The organism is Streptomyces shaanxiensis (assembly GCF_039537145.1).
Classification (GTDB): Bacteria; Actinomycetota; Actinomycetes; order Streptomycetales; family Streptomycetaceae; genus Streptomyces; species Streptomyces shaanxiensis.
Genome location: NZ_BAAAZY010000010.1, coordinates 319,618 through 338,511, shown reverse-complemented (window position 1 = coordinate 338,511; position 18,894 = coordinate 319,618). Strand labels below are relative to the sequence as shown.

Annotated in this window: 17 protein-coding genes; 9 read left to right on the top strand and 8 right to left on the bottom strand. The window is 71.2% G+C overall.

The annotated features are described in order from the left end of the window. Positions 1-85 precede the first annotated feature (85 nt). Positions 86-1,267 (bottom strand): ROK family transcriptional regulator, encoded by a 1,182-nt coding sequence (locus tag ABD932_RS15610; protein ID WP_345014408.1) that lies wholly within the window; start codon positions 1,265-1,267, stop codon positions 86-88. A gap of 249 nt (positions 1,268-1,516) precedes the next feature. Between ABD932_RS15610 and ABD932_RS15605 the strand changes: the two genes are divergently transcribed. After that, on the top strand, positions 1,517-2,341 hold the full coding sequence (locus tag ABD932_RS15605) for an NAD(P)H-binding protein (protein ID WP_345012972.1): 825 nt from the start codon (positions 1,517-1,519) through the stop codon (positions 2,339-2,341). Positions 2,342-2,361: 20 nt separating this feature from the next. On the opposite strand, the gene ABD932_RS15600 is transcribed toward ABD932_RS15605, so the two are convergent. From ABD932_RS15600 to ABD932_RS15585, 4 genes are all read right to left on the bottom strand, one after another. Then, entirely contained in the window at positions 2,362-3,039 is a 678-nt protein-coding gene (locus ABD932_RS15600) for a GntR family transcriptional regulator (protein ID WP_345012970.1), read from the bottom strand. 176 nt (positions 3,040-3,215) lie between these two features. Then, positions 3,216-4,154 (bottom strand): beta-ketoacyl-ACP synthase III, encoded by a 939-nt coding sequence (locus tag ABD932_RS15595; protein WP_345012968.1) that lies wholly within the window; start codon positions 4,152-4,154, stop codon positions 3,216-3,218. 149 nt (positions 4,155-4,303) lie between these two features. After that, positions 4,304-4,444, bottom strand: coding sequence for an MFS transporter small subunit (locus ABD932_RS15590; protein ID WP_250088895.1), 141 nt, complete (start codon positions 4,442-4,444; stop codon positions 4,304-4,306). Beyond that, positions 4,419-5,756: an OFA family MFS transporter gene (locus tag ABD932_RS15585; RefSeq protein ID WP_345012965.1), complete on the bottom strand. Its 1,338-nt coding sequence runs from the start codon at positions 5,754-5,756 to the stop codon at positions 4,419-4,421. Before ABD932_RS15585 ends, ABD932_RS15590 begins: the two co-directional genes overlap by 26 nt. Before the next feature lie 272 nt (positions 5,757-6,028). Between ABD932_RS15585 and ABD932_RS15580 the strand changes: the two genes are divergently transcribed. The 5 genes from ABD932_RS15580 to fdhD are packed head-to-tail and all read left to right on the top strand — an operon-like array spanning position 6,029 to position 12,493. After that, positions 6,029-7,000, top strand: coding sequence for a 2-dehydropantoate 2-reductase (locus ABD932_RS15580; RefSeq protein WP_345012963.1), 972 nt, complete (start codon positions 6,029-6,031; stop codon positions 6,998-7,000). Between the two features lie 10 nt (positions 7,001-7,010). Continuing rightward, entirely contained in the window at positions 7,011-8,936 is a 1,926-nt protein-coding gene (locus tag ABD932_RS15575) for a molybdopterin oxidoreductase family protein (protein WP_345012961.1), read from the top strand. A 5-nt stretch (positions 8,937-8,941) separates the two neighbouring features. Beyond that, positions 8,942-10,765: an NAD(P)H-dependent oxidoreductase subunit E gene (locus tag ABD932_RS15570; RefSeq protein ID WP_345012959.1), complete on the top strand. Its 1,824-nt coding sequence runs from the start codon at positions 8,942-8,944 to the stop codon at positions 10,763-10,765. Then, a complete protein-coding gene (locus ABD932_RS15565; RefSeq protein WP_345012957.1) occupies positions 10,762-11,622 on the top strand; it encodes a 2Fe-2S iron-sulfur cluster-binding protein in 861 nt (286 codons plus the stop codon). Before ABD932_RS15570 ends, ABD932_RS15565 begins: the two co-directional genes overlap by 4 nt. Before the next feature lie 16 nt (positions 11,623-11,638). Then, complete coding sequence (gene fdhD, locus ABD932_RS15560) at positions 11,639-12,493, top strand: formate dehydrogenase accessory sulfurtransferase FdhD (protein ID WP_345012956.1); 855 nt, start codon at positions 11,639-11,641, stop codon at positions 12,491-12,493. Between the two features lie 113 nt (positions 12,494-12,606). Here the strand turns inward: fdhD and ABD932_RS15555 are convergent, their stop codons facing one another. Further along, positions 12,607-13,131: an isochorismatase family protein gene (locus ABD932_RS15555; RefSeq protein ID WP_345012954.1), complete on the bottom strand. Its 525-nt coding sequence runs from the start codon at positions 13,129-13,131 to the stop codon at positions 12,607-12,609. A gap of 19 nt (positions 13,132-13,150) precedes the next feature. Further along, positions 13,151-13,588, bottom strand: coding sequence for a MarR family winged helix-turn-helix transcriptional regulator (locus ABD932_RS15550; protein ID WP_345012952.1), 438 nt, complete (start codon positions 13,586-13,588; stop codon positions 13,151-13,153). Positions 13,589-13,673: 85 nt separating this feature from the next. Here ABD932_RS15550 and ABD932_RS15545 point away from each other — a divergent pair, with 85 nt between their 5' ends. The 3 genes from ABD932_RS15545 (at position 13,674) to ABD932_RS15535 (ending at position 17,884) form a co-directional block, all read left to right on the top strand. Continuing rightward, complete coding sequence (locus ABD932_RS15545; RefSeq protein ID WP_345012950.1) at positions 13,674-14,591, top strand: quinone oxidoreductase family protein; 918 nt, start codon at positions 13,674-13,676, stop codon at positions 14,589-14,591. A gap of 133 nt (positions 14,592-14,724) precedes the next feature. After that, positions 14,725-16,635: an exo-alpha-sialidase gene (locus tag ABD932_RS15540; RefSeq protein WP_345012948.1), complete on the top strand. Its 1,911-nt coding sequence runs from the start codon at positions 14,725-14,727 to the stop codon at positions 16,633-16,635. 10 nt (positions 16,636-16,645) lie between these two features. Continuing rightward, entirely contained in the window at positions 16,646-17,884 is a 1,239-nt protein-coding gene (locus ABD932_RS15535) for a DUF4185 domain-containing protein (RefSeq protein ID WP_345012946.1), read from the top strand. Here ABD932_RS15535 and ABD932_RS15530 read toward each other — a convergent pair. Next, entirely contained in the window at positions 17,820-18,860 is a 1,041-nt protein-coding gene (locus ABD932_RS15530) for a bile acid:sodium symporter family protein (RefSeq protein WP_345012944.1), read from the bottom strand. The two genes, ABD932_RS15535 and ABD932_RS15530, sit on opposite strands and share 65 nt — an antisense overlap. Positions 18,861-18,894 lie beyond the last annotated feature (34 nt).

The following is an 18,894-nucleotide window of genomic DNA, read 5'->3' as shown; positions in this document are numbered from 1 at the left end:
GCGGGGGCAGGGCAAGGCGGAGCAAGGGCAAGGCAGGGCAGAGCAGGGAACGGGTCGTGCCGGTGAGCCGTGTCGAGCCGGTGACTTACGCGGGTGAGAACAGGTGGTCGCTGATGAGGCGGGCCGCGCCGATGACTCCGGCGGTGGGGCCCAACTCGCCAAGGACGATGGGCAGGTTGCCGGTCGCGAGGGGCAGCGACTGGCGGTAGACCTGGGTGCGGATCGCGGCGAGCAGGTTGTGGCCGAGGCCGGTCACCCCGCCGCCGATCACCACCAGGCCGGGGTTGAAGAAGCTGACGAGTCCGGCGATGACCTGGCCGACGCGGTTGCCGCCCTCGCGGATCAGGTCGAGGGCGGTGGCGTCGCCCGCGGCGGCCGCGGCGGCGACGTCGACGGCGGTCAGGGTGCCGTTCGCGTCCAGCCGCGAGGCGAGTTCCTCCGACAACCCCTGCTGGGCCGCCTCCACGGCGTCCCGGGCGAGGGCCGCCCCGCTGAAGTGGGCCTCGAGACAGCCCCGGTTGCCGCAGGCGCAGGGGCGGCCGTCGGGCACGGCCTGGATGTGCCCGATGTCGCCCGCGCTGCCCGTGACACCTCGGTGCACGTCACCGCCCGCGACGATGCCGCAGCCGATGCCGGTGCCGATCTTGACGCAGAGGAAGTCGCCCACGGAGCGTGCGACGCCCGCGTGCTGCTCCCCCATCGCCATGAGGTTCACGTCGTTGTCGACCATGACCGGGCAGCCGAGTTCCTGGCTGAGCGCCTCCCGCACGGGGAAGCCGTCCCAGCCCGGCATGATCGGCGGAGCCACCGGGACGCCTTCGGGGAAGCGGACCGGTCCCGGGACACCGATGCCGGCGCCGTCGTACCCCTCCGCGAGCCCGGAGGCCCTCAACTTCGCCGCCATGGACAGGACTTGCTCGAAGACCGCGACCGGGCCCTCGCGGACGTCCAGGGGCTGGTTGAGATGTCCGAGGATCTCCAGTTCGGCGTTGGTGACGGCGACGTCGACCGAGGTCGCGCCGATGTCGACGCCGAGGAAGCGCAGCCCGGGGTTGAGCCGGATGTTGTGGGAACGGCGCCCACCGCGTGAGGCGGCGAGTCCGTCGGCCACGACCAGGCCCGTCTCCAGCAGGCGGTCCACCTCCACGGCCAGCTTGGACCGCGAGAGGTCGATCTGATCGCCCAGCTGGGCACGGGAGTTGGGTCCGCCGTCGCGCAACAGCCTGAGCAGTTTGGCCTGATGGGCGTTCGCGGGTCGCGCCGTCATGCGTCTCACGAGCCCCTCCCCGCCTCAATCGGCCTGAGCGCGCCGGGTTTCGGCCACTTCCGCGGCCTGCTTTCGAGGGGAACGTAGCAGCGGTCGTCGGGACTGGGAAGAAGTTGCGCAGAGATTGCCGTCAACTTTCTCCACTCACAGGACAAAGCCCTGCGGTGCCCTGGTGCCATCGGCCCGGGCCCCGCAGGATGGGCTCGGCCCCGGGGCCGCCGGGGCCCGGAACGGGGAGAGGGGGACCGCGTGTTTCTGGTGACGGGTGCCACGGGCAACGTGGGTGCGGAGCTCGTGCGGGCGCTGGCGGAGGCCGGGGAGCCGGTACGTGCGCTGAGCCGTGCCGGCCGGGCGGAGGGGCTGCCGCCGGGGGTGACGGCCGTCGCGGGCGATCTCAACCGGCCCGAGACGGTGCGGGCCGCGCTCGACGGCGTACGGGGCCTGTTCCTGATGCCCGGTTACGGCGGGCAGCGGCAGATCCTGGCCGACGCGCTTGCGGCCGGCGTGGAGCACGTCGTGCTCCTGTCCGGGAAGTCGGCCGAGGTCGACGACGACAACGCGGTCACGCGCTACCTGCGGGCGGCCGAGTCGGAGGTGCGGGCGTCCGGCCTGTCGTGGACCTTCGTGCGGCCCGTGAGCTTCATGTCCAACGCGTCGGCCCTGGCGGACCAGATCCGCAAGAGCGACGAGGTGCGCGTACCGTTCCCCGGCGTGCGCACGGCGGACATCGATCCGTACGACATCGCCCACGTGGCCGCGCATGCCCTCCGCTCGCCCGGACACGAGGGCCGCGTCCACACGGTGACCGGGCCCGAGGCCCTGCTGCCCGCCGACCGCGTCCGCATCCTCGGCGAGACGCTCGGCCGGGAACTGCGCACCGTGGGCCTCACCGACGAGGAGGCGCGCACGGCGATGGGAGCCCACTTCCCGGCCCCGTACGTCGACGCGTTCTTCCGCTTCTTCGTGGACGGGATCCTGGACGAGTCCGTGGTGCTGCCGACGGTGCGGGAGATCACGGGGCGGGCACCGCGCACGTTCGAGCAGTGGGCCCGAGCGCACGCGGACGCGTTCTGAAAGACGCGACCCTCTCGGCTCTATGACCTCTGGCGTGCGTGGTACGACGCCCGCGTGTGCTCCGTGTGCTCCCGCATCAGCTGCGTGGCACGGTCCTCGTCCCGGTCGTTGATCGCGACGATCATTCCGCGGTGCTCGATCCAGGACTGGTGGCCGCGCTGACGGGCGACGGGTGTGTAGTACCAGCGCACGCGGCGGTCGACCTGGGCCGCGAGTTCGGCGAGGACGGCGTTGCCCGCGAGTTCCATGATCTTCGCGTGGAAGCGGGCGTTGAGGGCGACGGCCGCGTCCACGTCGTCGGCGGCGACGGCCTTCTCGCCCTCCGCGCACAGCTGTTCCAGGGCCGTGATGCCGGCGCTGTCGGCGTGGGCGGCGGCGAGGCGGGCCGCCTCGGCCTCCAGGAGGGTGCGGACGGTGAGGAGCTGGTCGGCCTCCTCCTCCGTCGGCTCGTGCACGAACGCGCCCTGCGCGGGCCGCAGATCGACCCAGCCCTCGGTGTTCAGCCGCTGCAGCGCCTCGCGCACCGGCTGCCGCGACACGCCCAGGTGACCTGCCAGTTCGCTCTCGACCAGGTGCTGGCCGGGCTGGAGCGCCCGGGTCGTGATGAGTTCGAGCAGCGCCTCGTAGACGCGGTCGCGCAGCGGGCCGGGCCGTTCGAGCTTGGGCACCGCACCCTGCGGTAGTCCTGTCGACAACATCGGTTCCCCTCCTGGGCGAACGCCGGACGACTGCATCCCGTAGCCGGTCGTCACTGGAAAGCCAGTATCGATTGTCTTTCGTCTACAGTCTACGGCGCACAAAGGCCAGGGAAACGGGGAGTTGACCGCGTCACACGGTCCGTCATCGAGGCGTCACAAGGCCCTTCCCCGCGGCGTCAGGGGCAGCGCACGACCTGCCCCGCGTAGGACAGGTTCCCGCCGAACCCGAAGAGCAGCACCGGGTCCCCGGTCGAGATCCGCCCCTGCTCCACGAGCTTGGACAGCGCCAGCGGAATGCTCGCCGCCGAGGTGTTCCCGGACTCCGCGACATCGCGCGCGACCACGGCGTTGACCGCGCCGAGCTTCTCCGCGAGGGGCTCGATGATGCGCAGGTTGGCCTGGTGCAGGACGACCCCGGCGAGGTCCTCGGGCGCGAGGCCCGCCCGCTCGCAGGCCCGGCGGGCGATGGCCGGCAGCTGCGTCGTCGCCCAGCGGTAGACGCTCTGCCCCTCCTGCGCGAACCGCGCGGGCTGCCCCTCGATGCGCACGGCGTGCCCCATCTCGGGCACCGAGCCCCACAGCACCGGCCCGATCCCGGCCTCCTCGGACGCCTCCACGACGGCCGCGCCCGCCCCGTCGCCGACCAGCACACAGGTCGTACGGTCGCCCCAGTCGGTGACGTCGGACATCTTGTCGGCGCCGATCACCAGGGCCCGCGCCGCGCCGCCCGCGCGGACGGCGTGGTCGGCGGTGGCCAGGGCGTGGGTGAAGCCGGCGCAGACGACGTTGAGGTCCATCGCGGCGGGCGACGGGATGCCGAGCCGGGCGGCGACCCGGGCCGCCATGTTCGGGGAGCGGTCGATGGCGGTGGAGGTGGCGACCAGGACCAGGTCTATGTCGCCGGGTGCGAGACCTGCCGCCGCGAGGGCCTTGGCGGCGGCGTGCGCGGCCAGCTCGTCGACGGGCTCGTCGGGGCCGGCGATGTGGCGCGTGCGGATACCCACCCGGCTCATGATCCACTCGTCACTGGTGTCGACCATGCCCGCCAGGTCCTCGTTGGTGAGAACCTTGGCGGGCTGGTAGTGGCCGACTGCGGCGATGCGCGAGCCGTTCATCGTTGGTGATCCCCTCGGGCCTCGGGTAGCGGGATTCACCAGTCTGATCAGTGACTCACGGGTACGACGGCACGTGATGCCACAGGAATCGGGCGCCCGTGTTGTCAGCTTCCATCAGACCCTCGGACGCCCGAACAAATTCCGAACACCTAGCCGGTGAACAGCTGCGTCGCCTTCTGCACGAGTTCGTAGACCCCGTAGGCGAGCGGCACCCCCACCCATACCCAGGCGAAGGCGATCAGCCCCCGTCGGCTGGGCGGACCGCTAGGCGGACTGCTGTCGCTGGACATCGGCGGCCTCCTTCTCCTTCGACTCCGGGGCGGGAATGTGATGGCGGGGGTGGACCGGCCGGACGAGTTCGTTGGCGACGAAGCCTACGGCGAGCAGCCCGATCATGATGAACAGGGACATCGTGTACAAGGAGGAGCCGTCCTTGCCGGCCTCCTCCTGCCGGTCGGCGATCCAGTTCACGATCAGTGGTCCGAGGACCCCGGCCGTGGACCAGGCGGTGAGCAGCCGGCCGTGGATGGCACCCACCTGATAGGTCCCGAAGAGGTCCTTCAGATAGGCGGGGATCGTCGCGAAGCCGCCCCCGTAGAAGGACAGGATCACCAGCGCGCACAGGATGAACAGCGGCTTCGACGAGTCGCCGGCCAGCGCGATCAGCCCGTACATGAGCGCGCCCGCGCCCAGGTACAGGCGGTAGATGTTCTTGCGCCCGATCAGGTCGGACGTCGACGACCAGCCGATACGGCCCGCCATGTTGGCCGCCGACAGCAGTGCGACGAACCCGGCCGCCGCGGACACCGACACCGGCGTGGAGGTGTTCTTGAAGAAGTCCGTGATCATCGGCGCGGCCTTCTCCAGGATGCCGATGCCGGCGGTCACGTTCATGCAGAGCACGACCCACAGACACCAGAACTGCGGCGTGCGCACGGCGTTACGGGCGGACACCTGCGGCCCGTCGAAAGCGCTGGGACCGCCACCGACCGGCTTCTCGGTACGCGGCACCCGGACCAGCAGCACACCGAGCAGCATGAACACGGAGTACGACAGTCCGTGCACCAGGAACGCCATGGCGATCCCGGAGCTGTCGCTGCCGAACGACTCCAGCATCTGCGCCGACCAGGGCGAGGCGATGAGCGCGCCGCCGCCGAAGCCCATGATGGCGATGCCGGTGGCCATGCCGGGCCGGTCCGGGAACCACTTGATCAGTGTCGAGACAGGCGAGATGTAGCCGATGCCGAGACCGATACCGCCGACGAAGCCGTAGCCGAGGACGATCAGCCAGTACTGCTCGGTCGCCGCGCCCAGCGCGGAGAGCAGGAAGCCGGACGAGAAGCAGATCAGGGCGACGGTCATGGCCCAGCGCGGGCCGTTGCGCTCCACCAGCGTGCCGCCGAACGCGGCCGACAGGCCGAGCATGACGATGCCGAGCTGGAAGGGCAGCGCGCTCTGCGTGCCACTGAGGCCGAGCGCGGATTCGAGCGAGGGCTTGAACACGCTCCACGCATAGGCCTGGCCGATGGACAGATGGACAGACAGAGCGGCGGGCGGAACCAGCCAGCGGCTCCATCCCGCGGGTGCGACAGGGGGACTCATGATCCCGAACGGTAGGGAGCGGCGCGGCAGTTGAGAAGGCGGCGCGTCGACCGTATGCGATGAACGGTATGCCGGGCGCGACGAACGGTCGAACGCCGTACGGGATGACGCGCCGAGGCCGTGCGTAAAGCCTGGCCGAACGCCGTGCGCGACCCCTTGCTGACCCCTTATCCATACTGTAGACAATATTCAGTCGACGAGATTCGACCTGACCGAACACTGCTTCCCAGCCACCTCCGCGGTACTCCCTCGACCGAACGGAGCGTTCCGAAGTGAAAGTTGCAGTCCTCGGCGCCGGTGCCATCGGCGCCTACGTCGGAGCCGCGCTGCATCGCGCGGGCGCCGACGTGCACCTCATAGCCCGTGGACCGCATCTGGCGGCCATGAGGCGGCACGGAGTGCGGGTGCTCAGTCCGCGCGGCGACTTCACCGCCCGCGCCCACGCGACCGACGACCCGGCCGAGATCGGCCCGGTCGACTACGTCTTCCTGGGGCTGAAGGCCAACTCGTACGCGGCGTGCGGGCCGCTGATCGAGCCCCTTCTGCACGACACCACAGCGGTCGTGGCCGCCCAGAACGGCATCCCCTGGTGGTACTTCCACCGGCACGGCGGCCCGTACGACGGCCACCGCATCGAGAGTGTCGACCCGGACGGCGCGGTCAGTGCGGTGCTCGCGCCCGAACGGGCCGTCGGTTGTGTCGTCTACGCCGCGACCGAGCTCGAAGGCCCGGGTGTCGTACGGCACTTGGAAGGCACCCGGTTCTCCATCGGCGAGCCCGACCGCAGCGTGTCCAAGCGCTGTACGGACCTCGGCGAGGCCATGATCGCCGGCGGCCTGAAGTGCCCGGTCGAACCCGACCTGCGCAACGACATCTGGCTCAAGCTGCTCGGCAACATCTCCTTCAACCCGATCAGCGCGCTCGCCCGCGCCACCATGCGGCAGATGTGCCTGCACGGCGGCACCCGCAAGGTCATCGAGATCATGATGACCGAGACGCTCGCGGTCGCCGAGGCCCTCGGCTGCGAGGTCGGCGTCTCCATCGAGCGCCGGCTCGCGGGCGCCGAGCGGGTCGGCGACCACCGCACCTCCACGCTCCAGGACCTGGAGCGTGGCAAGCCGCTCGAACTCGACGTACTCCTCGCGGCGGTCGTCGAGTTGGCGGAGATCACCGGCGTGCCGGTGCCCACCCTGCGCACCGTGCACGCCATCTCGGACCTGCTCGCGCTGAGGAGCGCCGCATGAGGAGCGCCGCATGAGGAAACGCGACCGTACTCCGAAGAACTACACCCGGCTGACCCACCCGCTCGTCCGCGACTCCCGCGACGAACCCTTCCGACAGGCGAGCTGGCAGGAGGCCCTGGACCGCGCGGCCGAGGGTCTGGCCCGCAACCGAGACGCCTTCGGCATGTTCTCCTGCGCCCGGGCCACGAACGAGATGAACTACGTGGCGCAGAAGTTCGCCCGGGTCGTCATGGGCACCAACAACGTCGACTCCTGCAACCGCACCTGCCACGCCCCCAGCGTCGCCGGCCTGTCGGCGGCCTTCGGCTCGGGCGGGGGCACCTCCTCGTACGAGGAGATCGAGCACACCGACGTCATCGTGATGTGGGGCTCCAACGCCCGCTTCGCGCACCCGATCTTCTTCCAGCACGTACTGAAGGGGATCCGGGGCGGCGCCCGCATGTACGCCGTCGACCCGCGCCGCACCTCCACCGCCGAGTGGGCGGAGAGCTGGATGGGGCTCAACGTCGGCACCGACATCCCGATGGCGCACGCGATCGGCCGCGAGATCATCCACGCGGGGCTGGCGAACGAGGCCTTCATCGAGCGGGCGACCAGCGGCTACGAGGAGTACAAGGCGCTCGTCGAGCCGTGGACGCTGTCGCTGGCCGAGAAGGTGACGGGCGTTCCGGCCGCCGCCATACGGGAGTTGGCGCACGCCTACGCCCGCGCCGAGCGGGCCCAGCTGTGCTGGACCCTCGGGATCACCGAGCACCACAACGGCACCGACAACGTCCGCGCGCTGATCAACCTGTCGCTGCTGACCGGCCATGTCGGGCGCTACGGCTCCGGGCTCCAGCCGCTGCGCGGGCAGAACAACGTGCAGGGCGGCGGCGACATGGGCGCGATCCCCAACCGCCTGCCCGGCTTCCAGGACATCCTCGACCCCGACAGCCGGCTGAAGTTCGAGTCCGCGTGGAACACCGTCATCCAGCCCCACTACGGCCTCAACCTCACGCAGATGTTCGAGGCGATGGAGGAGGGCTCGCTCAAGGCCGTCTACTGCATCGGCGAGAACCCGGCGCAGTCGGAGGCGGACAGCGAGCAGGCCGTACGGCGCATGCGGCAGCTGGACTTCCTCGTCGTCCAGGACATCTTCCTGACGAAGACGGCCGAGCTGGCGGACGTCATCCTCCCCGCCACCGCCGGGTGGGCCGAGACCGACGGCACGACCACCAACAGCGAGCGGCGGGTTCAGCGGGTGCGCCGCGCGGTCACGCCGCCCGGCGAGGCCCGCGAGGACATCGACATCATCTGCGAGCTGGCGGCGCGGCTCGGCCACGAGTGGAAGTACGCGGACGCCGAGGCGGTGTGGAACGAACTGCGCTCGGTCTCCCCGGACCACTACGGGATGACGTACGAACGCCTGGAGGAGCACCAGGGCATCCAGTGGCCGTGTCCGAGCACCGAACAACTAGAACCGACCTATCTGCACGGCCGGTTGTGGGAGACGGACCCGGCCGAGCGCGGGACGCCGGCGCCGTTCGGGATCGTCCAGCACGATCCGCCGGTCGACCTCACCGACGAGGAGTACCCGATCCGCCTCACCACCGGGCGGCGCCTCGACTCCTACAACACCGGTGTGCAGAGCGGGAGTTTCGCCTCTCCGCTGCGGCGCGGCGAGTACGTCGAGCTGTGCCCGGAGGACGCCGAGCGGTACGGGGTCGTGGTCGGCGAGGAGGTCCAGGTGAGCTCGCGGCGCGGGTCGGTCGTCGCGCCGGTGTGGGTCGACACGGCGCTGCGGCCGGGGCTCGCCTTCATGACCATGCACTTTCCCGACGAGGTGGACACCAACCAGCTGACGATCGAGGCGAACTGCCCGATCGCGGGGACGGCGGAGTTCAAGGCGTCGGCGATCCGGATCGAGAAGCTCCCCGTCGCGACCATCGTGAGGTGACGTAAGTGGACCTGCACTTCGGCGACAGCAAGCCGACGGACGACGAACGGGCCGCCGTCGACGCCCTGTTGGGCCCGCCGGAGTCCTCCTGGGAGGGCGCCGACCGATCCGACGCCGACCTCAGGTGGGCCAGGGGCGGCCGCGAGGCCCGGGACCGCCGCGACCTGCTGTTGCCGGGGCTGCACGCGATCAACGACCGGATCGGCTGGATCAGCGAGGGCGCCCTCGACTACCTGTGCCGGCGGCTGACGGTGCCGCCGGCGGAGGCGTACGGGGTGGCCACCTTCTACGCGATGTTCTCGGTCAAGCCCCGCCCCGCCACCGTGCTCCACGTCTGCACCGACCTCGCGTGCGCGGCGGCCGGAGCGAGCGAGCTGTGCGCCGGGATCGAGGCGCGGCTGGGGCTCGGAAGTGGTGTGTCGGTGGAGCGCAGTCCGTGCCTGGGCCTGTGCGAACGGGCTCCGGCGGCGCTCGCGATCAAGGCCGGGGACCCGGTGCGTACGGCGGTCTCGGCACCGGCGACCGTGCACGACGCCGTCCTCGCCGCGAGCACGCCGGACTCGGCGCCCGAGGAGCCGTCCGCGGCACTGGCGGTTCCCCAGGCGGGCGGCGACGAGCTGATCCTGCTGCGCCGGGTGGGAGTCGTCGACCCGTCGTCGCTGGACGACTATCGCGCCCACGGCGGCTACACCGCCCTGCGCCGGGCCTTCGAGCTGGGCCCCGCCGGAGTGATCCGCGAGGTCACCGACTCCGGCCTGGTCGGGCGCGGCGGCGCCGCCTTCCCCACCGGCCGCAAATGGCAGGCCACGGCGTCGCAGCCCGACCACCCCCACTACCTCGTCTGCAACGCCGACGAGTCCGAGCCGGGCACCTTCAAGGACCGCGTGATCATGGAGGGCGACCCGTACGCGCTGGTCGAGGCGATGACGATCGCGGCGTATGCGACGGGCGCCCACAAGGGCTACCTGTATCTGCGCGGTGAGTACCCCCGTGCGCTGGGGCGCCTTGAGCACGCCATCGCGCAGGCACGCGCGCGTGGGCTGCTCGGGGACGACGTCCTCGGCCAGGGATACGCCTTCGACATCGAGATCAGGCGAGGCGCGGGGGCGTACATCTGCGGCGAGGAGACGGCTCTCTTCAACTCCATCGAGGGGTATCGGGGCGAGCCGCGCTCGAAGCCGCCGTTCCCGGTGGAGAAGGGCCTGTTCGGCAAGCCCACGGTGGAGAACAACGTGGAGACGCTGGTCAACGTGCTGCCGATCCTGACCATGGGAGCACCGGCGTACGCCGCGATCGGCACGGCGCGCTCCACCGGGCCGAAGCTGTTCTGCGTGTCCGGGAGTGTGGCGCGGCCCGGCATCTACGAGCTCCCCTTCGGCGCGACGCTGGGCGAGCTGCTGGAGCTGGCCGGGGTGCGGGAGGGGCTGCGGGCGGTGCTGCTGGGGGGCGCCGCGGGTGGCTTCGTACGGCCCGACGAGGTGGACATTCCCCTCACCTTCGAAGGCACGCGGGAGGCCGGCACGACCCTCGGCTCCGGCGTGGTCATGGCCTTCGACGACACCGTCCCGCTGCCCCGGCTGCTGCTGCGCATCGCCGAGTTCTTCCGTGACGAGTCGTGCGGGCAGTGCGTGCCGTGCCGGGTCGGGACCGTGCGGCAGGAGGAGGCGCTGCACCGGATCGTGGAGCGCACGGGTGCGGCGGCCGCCTATGACATCGCCCTGCTCAGGGAGGTCGGCCGCGCGATGCGGGACGCCTCGATCTGCGGTCTGGGACAAACCGCGTGGAACGCCGTGGAATCCGCCATCGACCGTCTGGGGGCGTACGAATGACCGTGGTACCGCTGGGGATCCCGCGCCGGCTGCTGGAGTTCACCATCGACGGGGAGCCCGTGCGCGCGGCGGAGGGCTCCACGATCCTCGATGCCTGCCGAGCCGCGGGGAAGGACATCCCGACCCTGTGCCAGGGGGACACGCTGCGGCCCAAGAACGCATGCCGCGTGTGTGTCGTCGAGGTCGAGGGGTCGCGGACGCTCGTCCCGGCCTGCTCGCGCAAGGCCGAGGCGGGCATGGAGGTGAAGACCGACACCGAGCGGGCCAGGCACAGTCGCAAGATCGTCCTGGAGCTTCTCGCCTCGTCGGTCGACTTGTCGACGACCCCGGAGGTCGCCGGGTGGATCAAGGAGTACGAGGCGAAACCGGACCGCTTCGGCCCGGACGCGGCGCGGCTCAACGAGGAACCGAAGGTCGACAACGAGCTGTACGTGCGCGACTACGACAAGTGCATCCTCTGCTACAAGTGCGTGGACGCCTGCGGTGACCAGTGGCAGAACAGCTTCGCCATCTCCGTGGCCGGGCGGGGGTTCGACGCGCGGATCGCGGTGGAGCACGACGCCCCGCTGACCGATTCGGCATGCGTGTACTGCGGGAACTGCATCGAGGTGTGCCCGACGGGGGCCCTGTCCTTCAAGTCCGAGTTCGACATGCGGGCGGCGGGTACGTGGGACGAGGCCCGGCAGACCGAGACGACCACGGTGTGCGCGTACTGCGGTGTGGGCTGCAACCTCACCCTGCACGTGCAGGACAATGAGATCGTGAAGGTCACCTCACCGCACGACAATCCGGTGACCCACGGCAACCTGTGCATCAAGGGCCGCTTCGGCTACCAGCACGTACAGAACCGGGACTGACGGGACTGATCGGGACATGGGACGAGTCACGGAACGACGCAAGGTGATCCGGATCCGGGACGGGGCGGTCTCCACCCGGCCGGACACGCTCGTCGCCGAGGAACCACTGGAGATCCGGCTCAACGGCAAGCCGCTGGCGATCACCATGCGCACCCCGGGCGACGACTTCGCGCTGGCGGCGGGCTTCCTGGTGAGCGAGGGCGTGCTGGCCGACCAGGGGGACCTGCAGAACATCGTCTACTGCGCGGGCGCGACGGCGGACGGCTCGAACACGTACAACGTGGTGGACGTGAGGACGGCCGCGGGGGTGGTGATCCCCGACATCACGCTCGAACGCAACGTGTACACGACGTCCTCGTGCGGCCTGTGCGGCAAGGCGTCGCTGGACGCGGTCCGTACGACGGCCCGCTGGCCCATCGACGACGGCGAGGGCACCCCGGTCCGGCTCGACCCCGACCTGCTCGCGGTCCTCCCCGACCGGCTCCGCGCGGCCCAGCGGGTCTTCGACCGGACCGGGGGTCTGCATGCGGCGGCCCTGTTCACCGAGGACGGCGAGCTGCTGGACATACGGGAGGACGTGGGCCGGCACAACGCGGTCGACAAACTGGTCGGCCGCGCCCTGCAGCACGGAAACCTGCCGCTGTCCCGGACGATCCTGCTGGTGTCGGGGCGGGCCAGCTTCGAGCTCGCCCAGAAGGCCGTGATGGCGGGGATCCCGGTGCTCGCGGCGGTCTCGGCGCCTTCCTCCCTGGCGGTGGATCTGGCCGCGGAGACGGGGCTGACGCTGGTGGGCTTCCTGCGGGGCAGCTCCATGAACGTGTACGCGGGCGAACACCGGCTGGCCCTGCGGACCGCGGCCGCCCAGGCCTGACAGGCTCCCCGCGACACGGCGGCGGGGCCCCGATCGGCGGGGAGCGCCCCCTGCGCCGGGTTGGGGTCCCGTCGTGATTTTCGCCCTCTCCGGTAGGGCCGAAGGCCCGACTGTCAGCCGTTTACGAAGCCCACCCCCGTGGATTGCGCCACCGACCCCAGCCTCGGAAAGTCCAGCCGAACCGACGCCTCGTGCTCGGCCGCCGTGAACGCCGTCATCGCGTCCTCCACGAAGACCAGGTCGTAACCGAGGTCGGCGGCCGCGCGGGCGGTGGACTCGACGCCGAGGTTGGTGGCGATGCCGGCGAACACCAGGGTGGTGAGCCCTCGTTCGCGGAGGCGCTCGTCCAGGCCCGTGCCCTGGAAGCCGCCGATCGTGCGCTTGACGATCTCGATGTCGCCGTCCTTGAGCAGCCCTGCCACCAGCCCGCTGCCGGGCGGCTGCTCGGCGCCGGGGCGTTCGACGCGGATGAGGACGACGGTCGCTCCCGCCGAGCGGAAGGTGGACGCCAACTCCTCGCAGGTCAGCAGGACTTCGGTCCCCTTGCGGGGCTCCAGGGGCAGCGCGACGATCCGGTCCATCAGGTCGACGAGCACGAGGGCGGTGCGGGCGGGTTCGAGCGCGAGCGGTGCGGTCATGACGGAACGTTATCCGCCGTCAGCGCTGCGTACCGGAAATCCGGATCAACAGGTCCATGAACCGGTCGCGTTCGGCCGCCGAGAGCGGGGCGAGGAGCGCGTCGTTGGCCTCGCGCGCCGCCTTCTCGCACCGCTTCAGCAGGCGTCCGCCCTCGCCGGTGAGGGACACCGCGTTCTTGCGGCGGTCGTTCGGATCCGGCTCGCGAACGACGAGGCCGGCGGACTGCAGGTCGTTGAGGATGCCGACCAGGTCCTTGGGGTCCAGCTGGACGCTGCGGCCGAGATCCGCCTGCGCGACCGGGGCGAGGTCACGGACGGCGGACAACACCACGTGGTGCCACATCTTCATGCCCTCCGCCGCCAGCGCCTCGGCCACCAGGGCCCGGCCGCGGGCCGCCGCACGGCCGAGCAGCCAGCTGGGGAGGGAGCGGATCGCGGGGAGGGGGGCTTCGGGCATGGACGGCAGCCTAGCCGAAAGTCGTTGGACCTCCCAATGATTCGAGCCTATCGTTGGGATCCCCAACGTTCTGGAGGTGTGGTCAATGCGTCGTGTCCGCTACGACTCCCCGGGCGGCCCGCTCTTCGTGGAGGAGGCCCCCGTCCCCGAGCCGGCCGTCGGCGAACTCCTCGTCCGCTGCGAGGCGGTCGGCGTCACGCTCCCCGTGGTGCGCAAGGTCACCGAGGCGGCCGAGCCGGTCGCGCTCGGGGGCGAGATCGCCGGGGAGGTCGCGGCCGTCGGCGAAGGCATCAGCCGGTTCCGGGTCGGCGACCGGGTGACGGGGCTGTGCTTCGGGCACGGGTACGCCGACTTCGCACCGCTGCTGGAGACCATGGCCTCCCCCGTCCCTGACGGCGCCTCGGCCGTCGACGCGGTCGCCCTGGTCCGCAGCGGCCTGGTCGCACTCGGCGCGCTGGCGGCAGCCCGGCCCGAGCGCGGGGAGGCGGCGCTGGTCACCGCGGCGGCGAGCGGCGTCGGCCATCTCGCCGTGCAACTCGCGCGAGCACGGGGTGCGGGGCGGGTCGTGGGTGCCGTGTCCGATCCGGCCAAGGCGGGCTTCGTGCGCTCCCTCGGCGCCGATGACGTCGTCGTCTACGCGGACGACAGCTGGGGGCGACCCGTCGACTACGTCCTCGACGCGGTCGGCGGCGACCTGCTCACGCCGGCCCTCACCGCGCTCGGCCCGGGCGGGCGCCTCGTGGCGTACAGCTCGGGCGGCGGCACCATCGAGGCGTACGACCTTCTCGTGGGGGCCAAGTCCGTCGTCGGGTTCCAGATGGCGCGGATCGCGCGCGGGGAGCCCGAGTTGTACGAGCGGTGGCGGCAGGAGCTGTGGAGGCTGTTCGCCGAGGGGGTCGTGAAGCCCGCCGTGCACGGGGAGTTCGCGCTGGAGGAGGCGGCCGAGGCGCATGCGGTGATCGAGGCGCGGAGCAACCGAGGGAAAGTAGTACTCCATCCGTGATGTGACACGTGCACGGTTCTTGTGATGCGTGCGATAGCCCAACTAACGTCTGTGATGCGCACTTTGGACGTGGGATGTCCGAATGTTCAGATGCCTGGACGCATGACCAGACGACGAAGGGGCGGGCCGCACCATGCCGTCAAGAGTTCGCGCACGTCTCAGAGCTGCCCTCGTCGCGGCCGTCGCCACCACGGCGACGGCCGCGACCTTAGGTCCGGCGCAGTCCCAAAGTCCGGCTCAATCCCAATCCACCACCCGGACACCGGTGTTCGAGCAGCAGATCCTCTTCAGGGCCGACCAGGACCCCGGCTACGCCTGCTTCCGCATCCCGGCGATCGTGAAGACCAAGGACGGCACCCTGCTGGCGTTCGCCGAGGGGCGGGTGCTCAACTGCGGCGACGCCGCCGACATCGACATCGTGCTCAAGCGGTCCACCGACGGCGGCCGCACCTGGGGCCCGCTCCAGGTCGTCAACGACGGCGGCGGCGACACGCACGGCAACCCCGCGCCGATCGTGGACCGCGAGACCGGCCGCATCCTGCTGGCGGAGACGTACAACACGGGCCGTACGGACAGCGGAAATTGCTCCGTGCCGTGTGATCGCTCGCCCTATCTGCAGTACAGCGACGACGACGGCAGGACCTGGTCCACCCCGCGCGATCTGAGCGACCAGATACTGCCGGCGGACTGGAACTCCTGGTACGCCACCGGCCCCGTGCACGGCATCCAGCTCACCAAGGGCAAGCACGCCGGGCGCCTCGTCTTCGGCGTCAACACCGAGACGTGGAACGGCAGTCGGGTCTCCGCCAACCACGCCGCCCTCATCGTCAGCGACGACGGCGGCGACACCTGGCGGGCCGGGGCCATCGACTCCTGGCCCATCGCCGCCGCCGACGGCACCTTCCGGCAGAAGCCGTCCGAGGTGACCCTCAGCGAGCGCACGGACGGCACGATCATCATCAGCGGCCGGGAACAGGACGGCTCCGACCTCGGGCACCGCTCCCAGACGACCAGCCGCGACGGCGGCGACAGCTTCACCGGACCCTTCCGCGGCCTGCCGGACCTGTACACGCCGCAGGTCCAGGGCGCCACGCTGCGCCTGGGCAACCGCATGCTGCTGTCCGCGCCCGCCGACCCGGACCGCCGGCGGACGATGATGGTCCGGTCCTCCTACGACGGCGGCAACACCTGGGAGAGCGTGGACCGCGGCAAGGTCGTCACCACGGACTGGTCGGGCTACTCGGACATGGTCGACATCGACGCGTCCACGGTGGGCCTGATGTACGAGGGCGGCGCCGTCGACGCACGCGACGAGATCCGCTTCGCCCGGTTCGACCAGGACTGGCTCGGCCCGCGCCGCGCCCCCGACCCGACCACCCCCGACCTCGCCCCGGGCGCTCCCCGCGCGACCGTGCTCGGCGGCGCGCGCACGACCGGCGGCGTGTTCGGCAACGCCATGGAGTTCGACGGCACGGACGACGCCGTACGTCTGCCGTACCGCTCCCGACTCCCGCTCGGGACTGGGGACTTCACGGCTTCGCTGTTCTTCCGGTATTCGGCCACCAGTGGCGAGCAGCCCTTCCTGTGGATGGGCGGGATCGGCACCACCCAGCCCCAGATCTGGCTGCGCGGCGAGCCCGACAACGACCGGGTGCGCGCCCTGATCACCACACGGGAGGGGTTCCGGACCGTGCGCACCGCGTCCGTGTGGTTCGACGGCGCCCGCAACGACGGGCAGTGGCACCACCTCGCGCTGCGGCGCGGCGGCGGACGGCTGACGCTGTTCCTCGACGGTACGGCGATCAGCACCGCGGACGTGGCCGGCTCGGTCAGCCGCAACTCGCCGTTCGGCGTGCACGTCGGCCAGCGCATGGACAGCCGGGCCTTCCTGACCGGCGCGATCGACGACGTCCATGTGTGGAACCGGGCGCTCGGCGACGCCGAGATCGGGGCCGCGGCACGGGCCACCACCGGCCAGAAGGCCTCGACCACCGCCGACACCGTTCTGTGGCTGCCCATGGACCAGGTGCGCCGAGGCCACTAACGTCCCTCCCGTGCCCGACGACGCACGAGCACGGCAGCGCACGGGAACCGGCCTCGGCATCCTGCTGGCCCTGGTTCTCGCGGCCGTGCTGCTCACCGCCCTCCCGGACGACGGCGAACGGGAGGGCGGTGGCGCGTGTGCACCGCACTCGGTCGCGTCCTGGTCGGCCGAGAAGGATCTCAACGCCGAGTTCTCCCGCTACGGCGACGATCCCTCCCGCGGCGACGACTGGACCGGCGGCGACGGGACGCACTCCGTGCGGCTGCCGGACGGGCGGCTGCTGTGGCTGTTCTCGGACACCTATCTCGGCCAGGTGTACGCCCCGCCCAATCCGTTCGGCGAGTCCTTCACCTGGCGGGACACGACCGCTCCCCTGGTGCGCAACTCGGCCGTCGTCATGCGCGACGGCCGCCTGGAGCGCACCCTGGCCACCCCGCTCTTCCCCGATCCCGCCCCCGGCCAGTGGCGCTGGCCGGTCGCGGCCCGCGTGGAGCCCCGCTCCCCCGGCTCGTCCGAGCAGGTCCTGCGGGTGCTGCTGTGGGTGCGCACGGCCGGGCAGGCCCCCTGGATCTACGGTGTGCCGACCGCCACCGAGGTCGCCACGCTCTCGCTGCCCGACCTGCGCGTCGAGTCGGTGGTGAAGGTCTTCGACCAGCAGCTGGTGCCGGATCCCTCCCGGCGGGTCCTGTTCGGGACGACGCTGCTCGAGGAGGACGGCTGGACGTACGTCTTCGGCGGTGACGACGGCCAGGCCGCGTCCCGGCCCGCCTCGCAGGCCTACGTCGCCCGCGTGCGGGAGGGCAGGCTGGCGGAGCCGGGGGCCTGGGAGTACTGGAACGGCTCCGCCTGGGCGGGTGGGGCGGGTGCCCGGCCGAGCGCGGTGCTCGGGGACGGGCAGCGCACGGGGGTGGGCAGTGCGTTCTCGGTGGCGCGGGTGCGGGGGACGTACGTCCTGTTCACGATGGCCGCGGGGACCGAGGGGCTGACGACCGTCACCTCGTACTGGTCCTGCGCCCCGACCGGCCCGTGGCACGGGCCGACGAAGGACTTCAGCCCGTCGCTGCCGCAGGGCGCGCAGGTTGCCGCCTACAACCCGCAGACGCATCCCGAGCTGAGCGACGACGGGCGTCTCGTCCTGAGCTACGACGTCAACTGGCTTCAGACGGCGGGCGCCGCGGCGCAGCTCAACCGGAACGTGTCCCTGTACCGACCGCGGTTCGTGTCTCTGAAGGTGGCGCCGACGCGGTGACCTGCTCGGGAGCCTCGACCTCGGTGGCGGCGGCCTCCGCGTCGTGGGCGCGCCGCTTGGCGATGACCGCGCACACCATCAGCTGCATCTGGTGGAAGAGCATCAGCGGCAGCACGGCCAGCGAGGCGTGCGCGCCGAACAGGACACTCGCCATGGGTAGCCCGGCCGCCAGGGACTTCTTCGAGCCCGCGAACTGGATCGCGATGCGGTCCGCGCGGTCGAAGCGCAGCGCCTTGGCGCCGTACCACGTCAGGGCCAGCATCACGGCCAGCAGCACCGCCTCCACGGCGAGCAGGCCGGCCAGCCGGATCGGGCTCACCTGGCTCCAGATGCCCTGGACCATGCCCGCACTGAACGCGGTGTAGACGACCAGCAGGATCGAGCCGCGGTCGACGAGGCCGAGGACCTTCTTGTGCCGGGTGACGAACCCGCCGATCCAGCGGCGCAGCAGCTGCCCGGCGACGAACGGCACCAGCAGCTGCAGCACGATCTTGACCAGCGAGTCGGCGGAGAACCCGCCGGCGCTGCCGCCGAGCACGGCCGCCGCGAGGAGGGGGGTGATGACGATGCCGACGAGCGAGGAGAAGGAGCCCGCGCAGATCGCGGCGGGGACGTTGCCGCGCGCCATCGAGGTGAAGGCTATGGACGACTGGATCGTCGACGGCACGAGGGTGAGGAAGAGCAGGCCCTGGTAGAGCGGGTGCGTCAAAACCACCGGGACGAGGCCGCGGGCGGCCAGGCCGAGCAGCGGGAAGACGGCGAAGGTGCAGGCCAGGACGGTGACGTGGAGCCGCCAGTGCTTCAGCCCGTCCAGCGCCTCACGAGTGGACAGCCGGGCGCCGTAGAGGAAGAAGAGGAACGCGATCGCGGCCGTGGAGGCACCGGACGCCACGTCGGAGGCCGTCCCGCGCGCCGGGAGGAGGGCCGCGAGGCCGACGGTCCCGAGCAGCAGCAGGATGTACGGGTCGATCGGCATCCAACGCGGCCATTGCAGGCGTTTCACTGTGCTC

What these genes read in the sequence shown, in the direction of transcription:
- ABD932_RS15610 (WP_345014408.1), bottom strand. Translation starts at nt 1,267, where the DNA reads ATGACGGCGCGACCCGCGAACGCCCATCAGGCCAAACTGCTCAGGCTG.
- ABD932_RS15600 (WP_345012970.1), bottom strand. Translation starts at nt 3,039, where the DNA reads ATGTTGTCGACAGGACTACCGCAGGGTGCGGTGCCCAAGCTCGAACGG.
- ABD932_RS15595 (WP_345012968.1), bottom strand. Translation starts at nt 4,154, where the DNA reads ATGAACGGCTCGCGCATCGCCGCAGTCGGCCACTACCAGCCCGCCAAG.
- ABD932_RS15590 (WP_250088895.1), bottom strand. Translation starts at nt 4,444, where the DNA reads ATGTCCAGCGACAGCAGTCCGCCTAGCGGTCCGCCCAGCCGACGGGGG.
- ABD932_RS15585 (WP_345012965.1), bottom strand. Translation starts at nt 5,756, where the DNA reads ATGAGTCCCCCTGTCGCACCCGCGGGATGGAGCCGCTGGCTGGTTCCG.
- ABD932_RS15575 (WP_345012961.1), top strand. Translation starts at nt 7,011, where the DNA reads ATGAGGAAACGCGACCGTACTCCGAAGAACTACACCCGGCTGACCCAC.
- ABD932_RS15565 (WP_345012957.1), top strand. Translation starts at nt 10,762, where the DNA reads ATGACCGTGGTACCGCTGGGGATCCCGCGCCGGCTGCTGGAGTTCACC.
- fdhD (WP_345012956.1), top strand. Translation starts at nt 11,639, where the DNA reads ATGGGACGAGTCACGGAACGACGCAAGGTGATCCGGATCCGGGACGGG.
- ABD932_RS15555 (WP_345012954.1), bottom strand. Translation starts at nt 13,131, where the DNA reads ATGACCGCACCGCTCGCGCTCGAACCCGCCCGCACCGCCCTCGTGCTC.
- ABD932_RS15550 (WP_345012952.1), bottom strand. Translation starts at nt 13,588, where the DNA reads ATGCCCGAAGCCCCCCTCCCCGCGATCCGCTCCCTCCCCAGCTGGCTG.
- ABD932_RS15545 (WP_345012950.1), top strand. Translation starts at nt 13,674, where the DNA reads ATGCGTCGTGTCCGCTACGACTCCCCGGGCGGCCCGCTCTTCGTGGAG.
- ABD932_RS15540 (WP_345012948.1), top strand. Translation starts at nt 14,725, where the DNA reads ATGCCGTCAAGAGTTCGCGCACGTCTCAGAGCTGCCCTCGTCGCGGCC.
- ABD932_RS15530 (WP_345012944.1), bottom strand. Translation starts at nt 18,860, where the DNA reads ATGCCGATCGACCCGTACATCCTGCTGCTGCTCGGGACCGTCGGCCTC.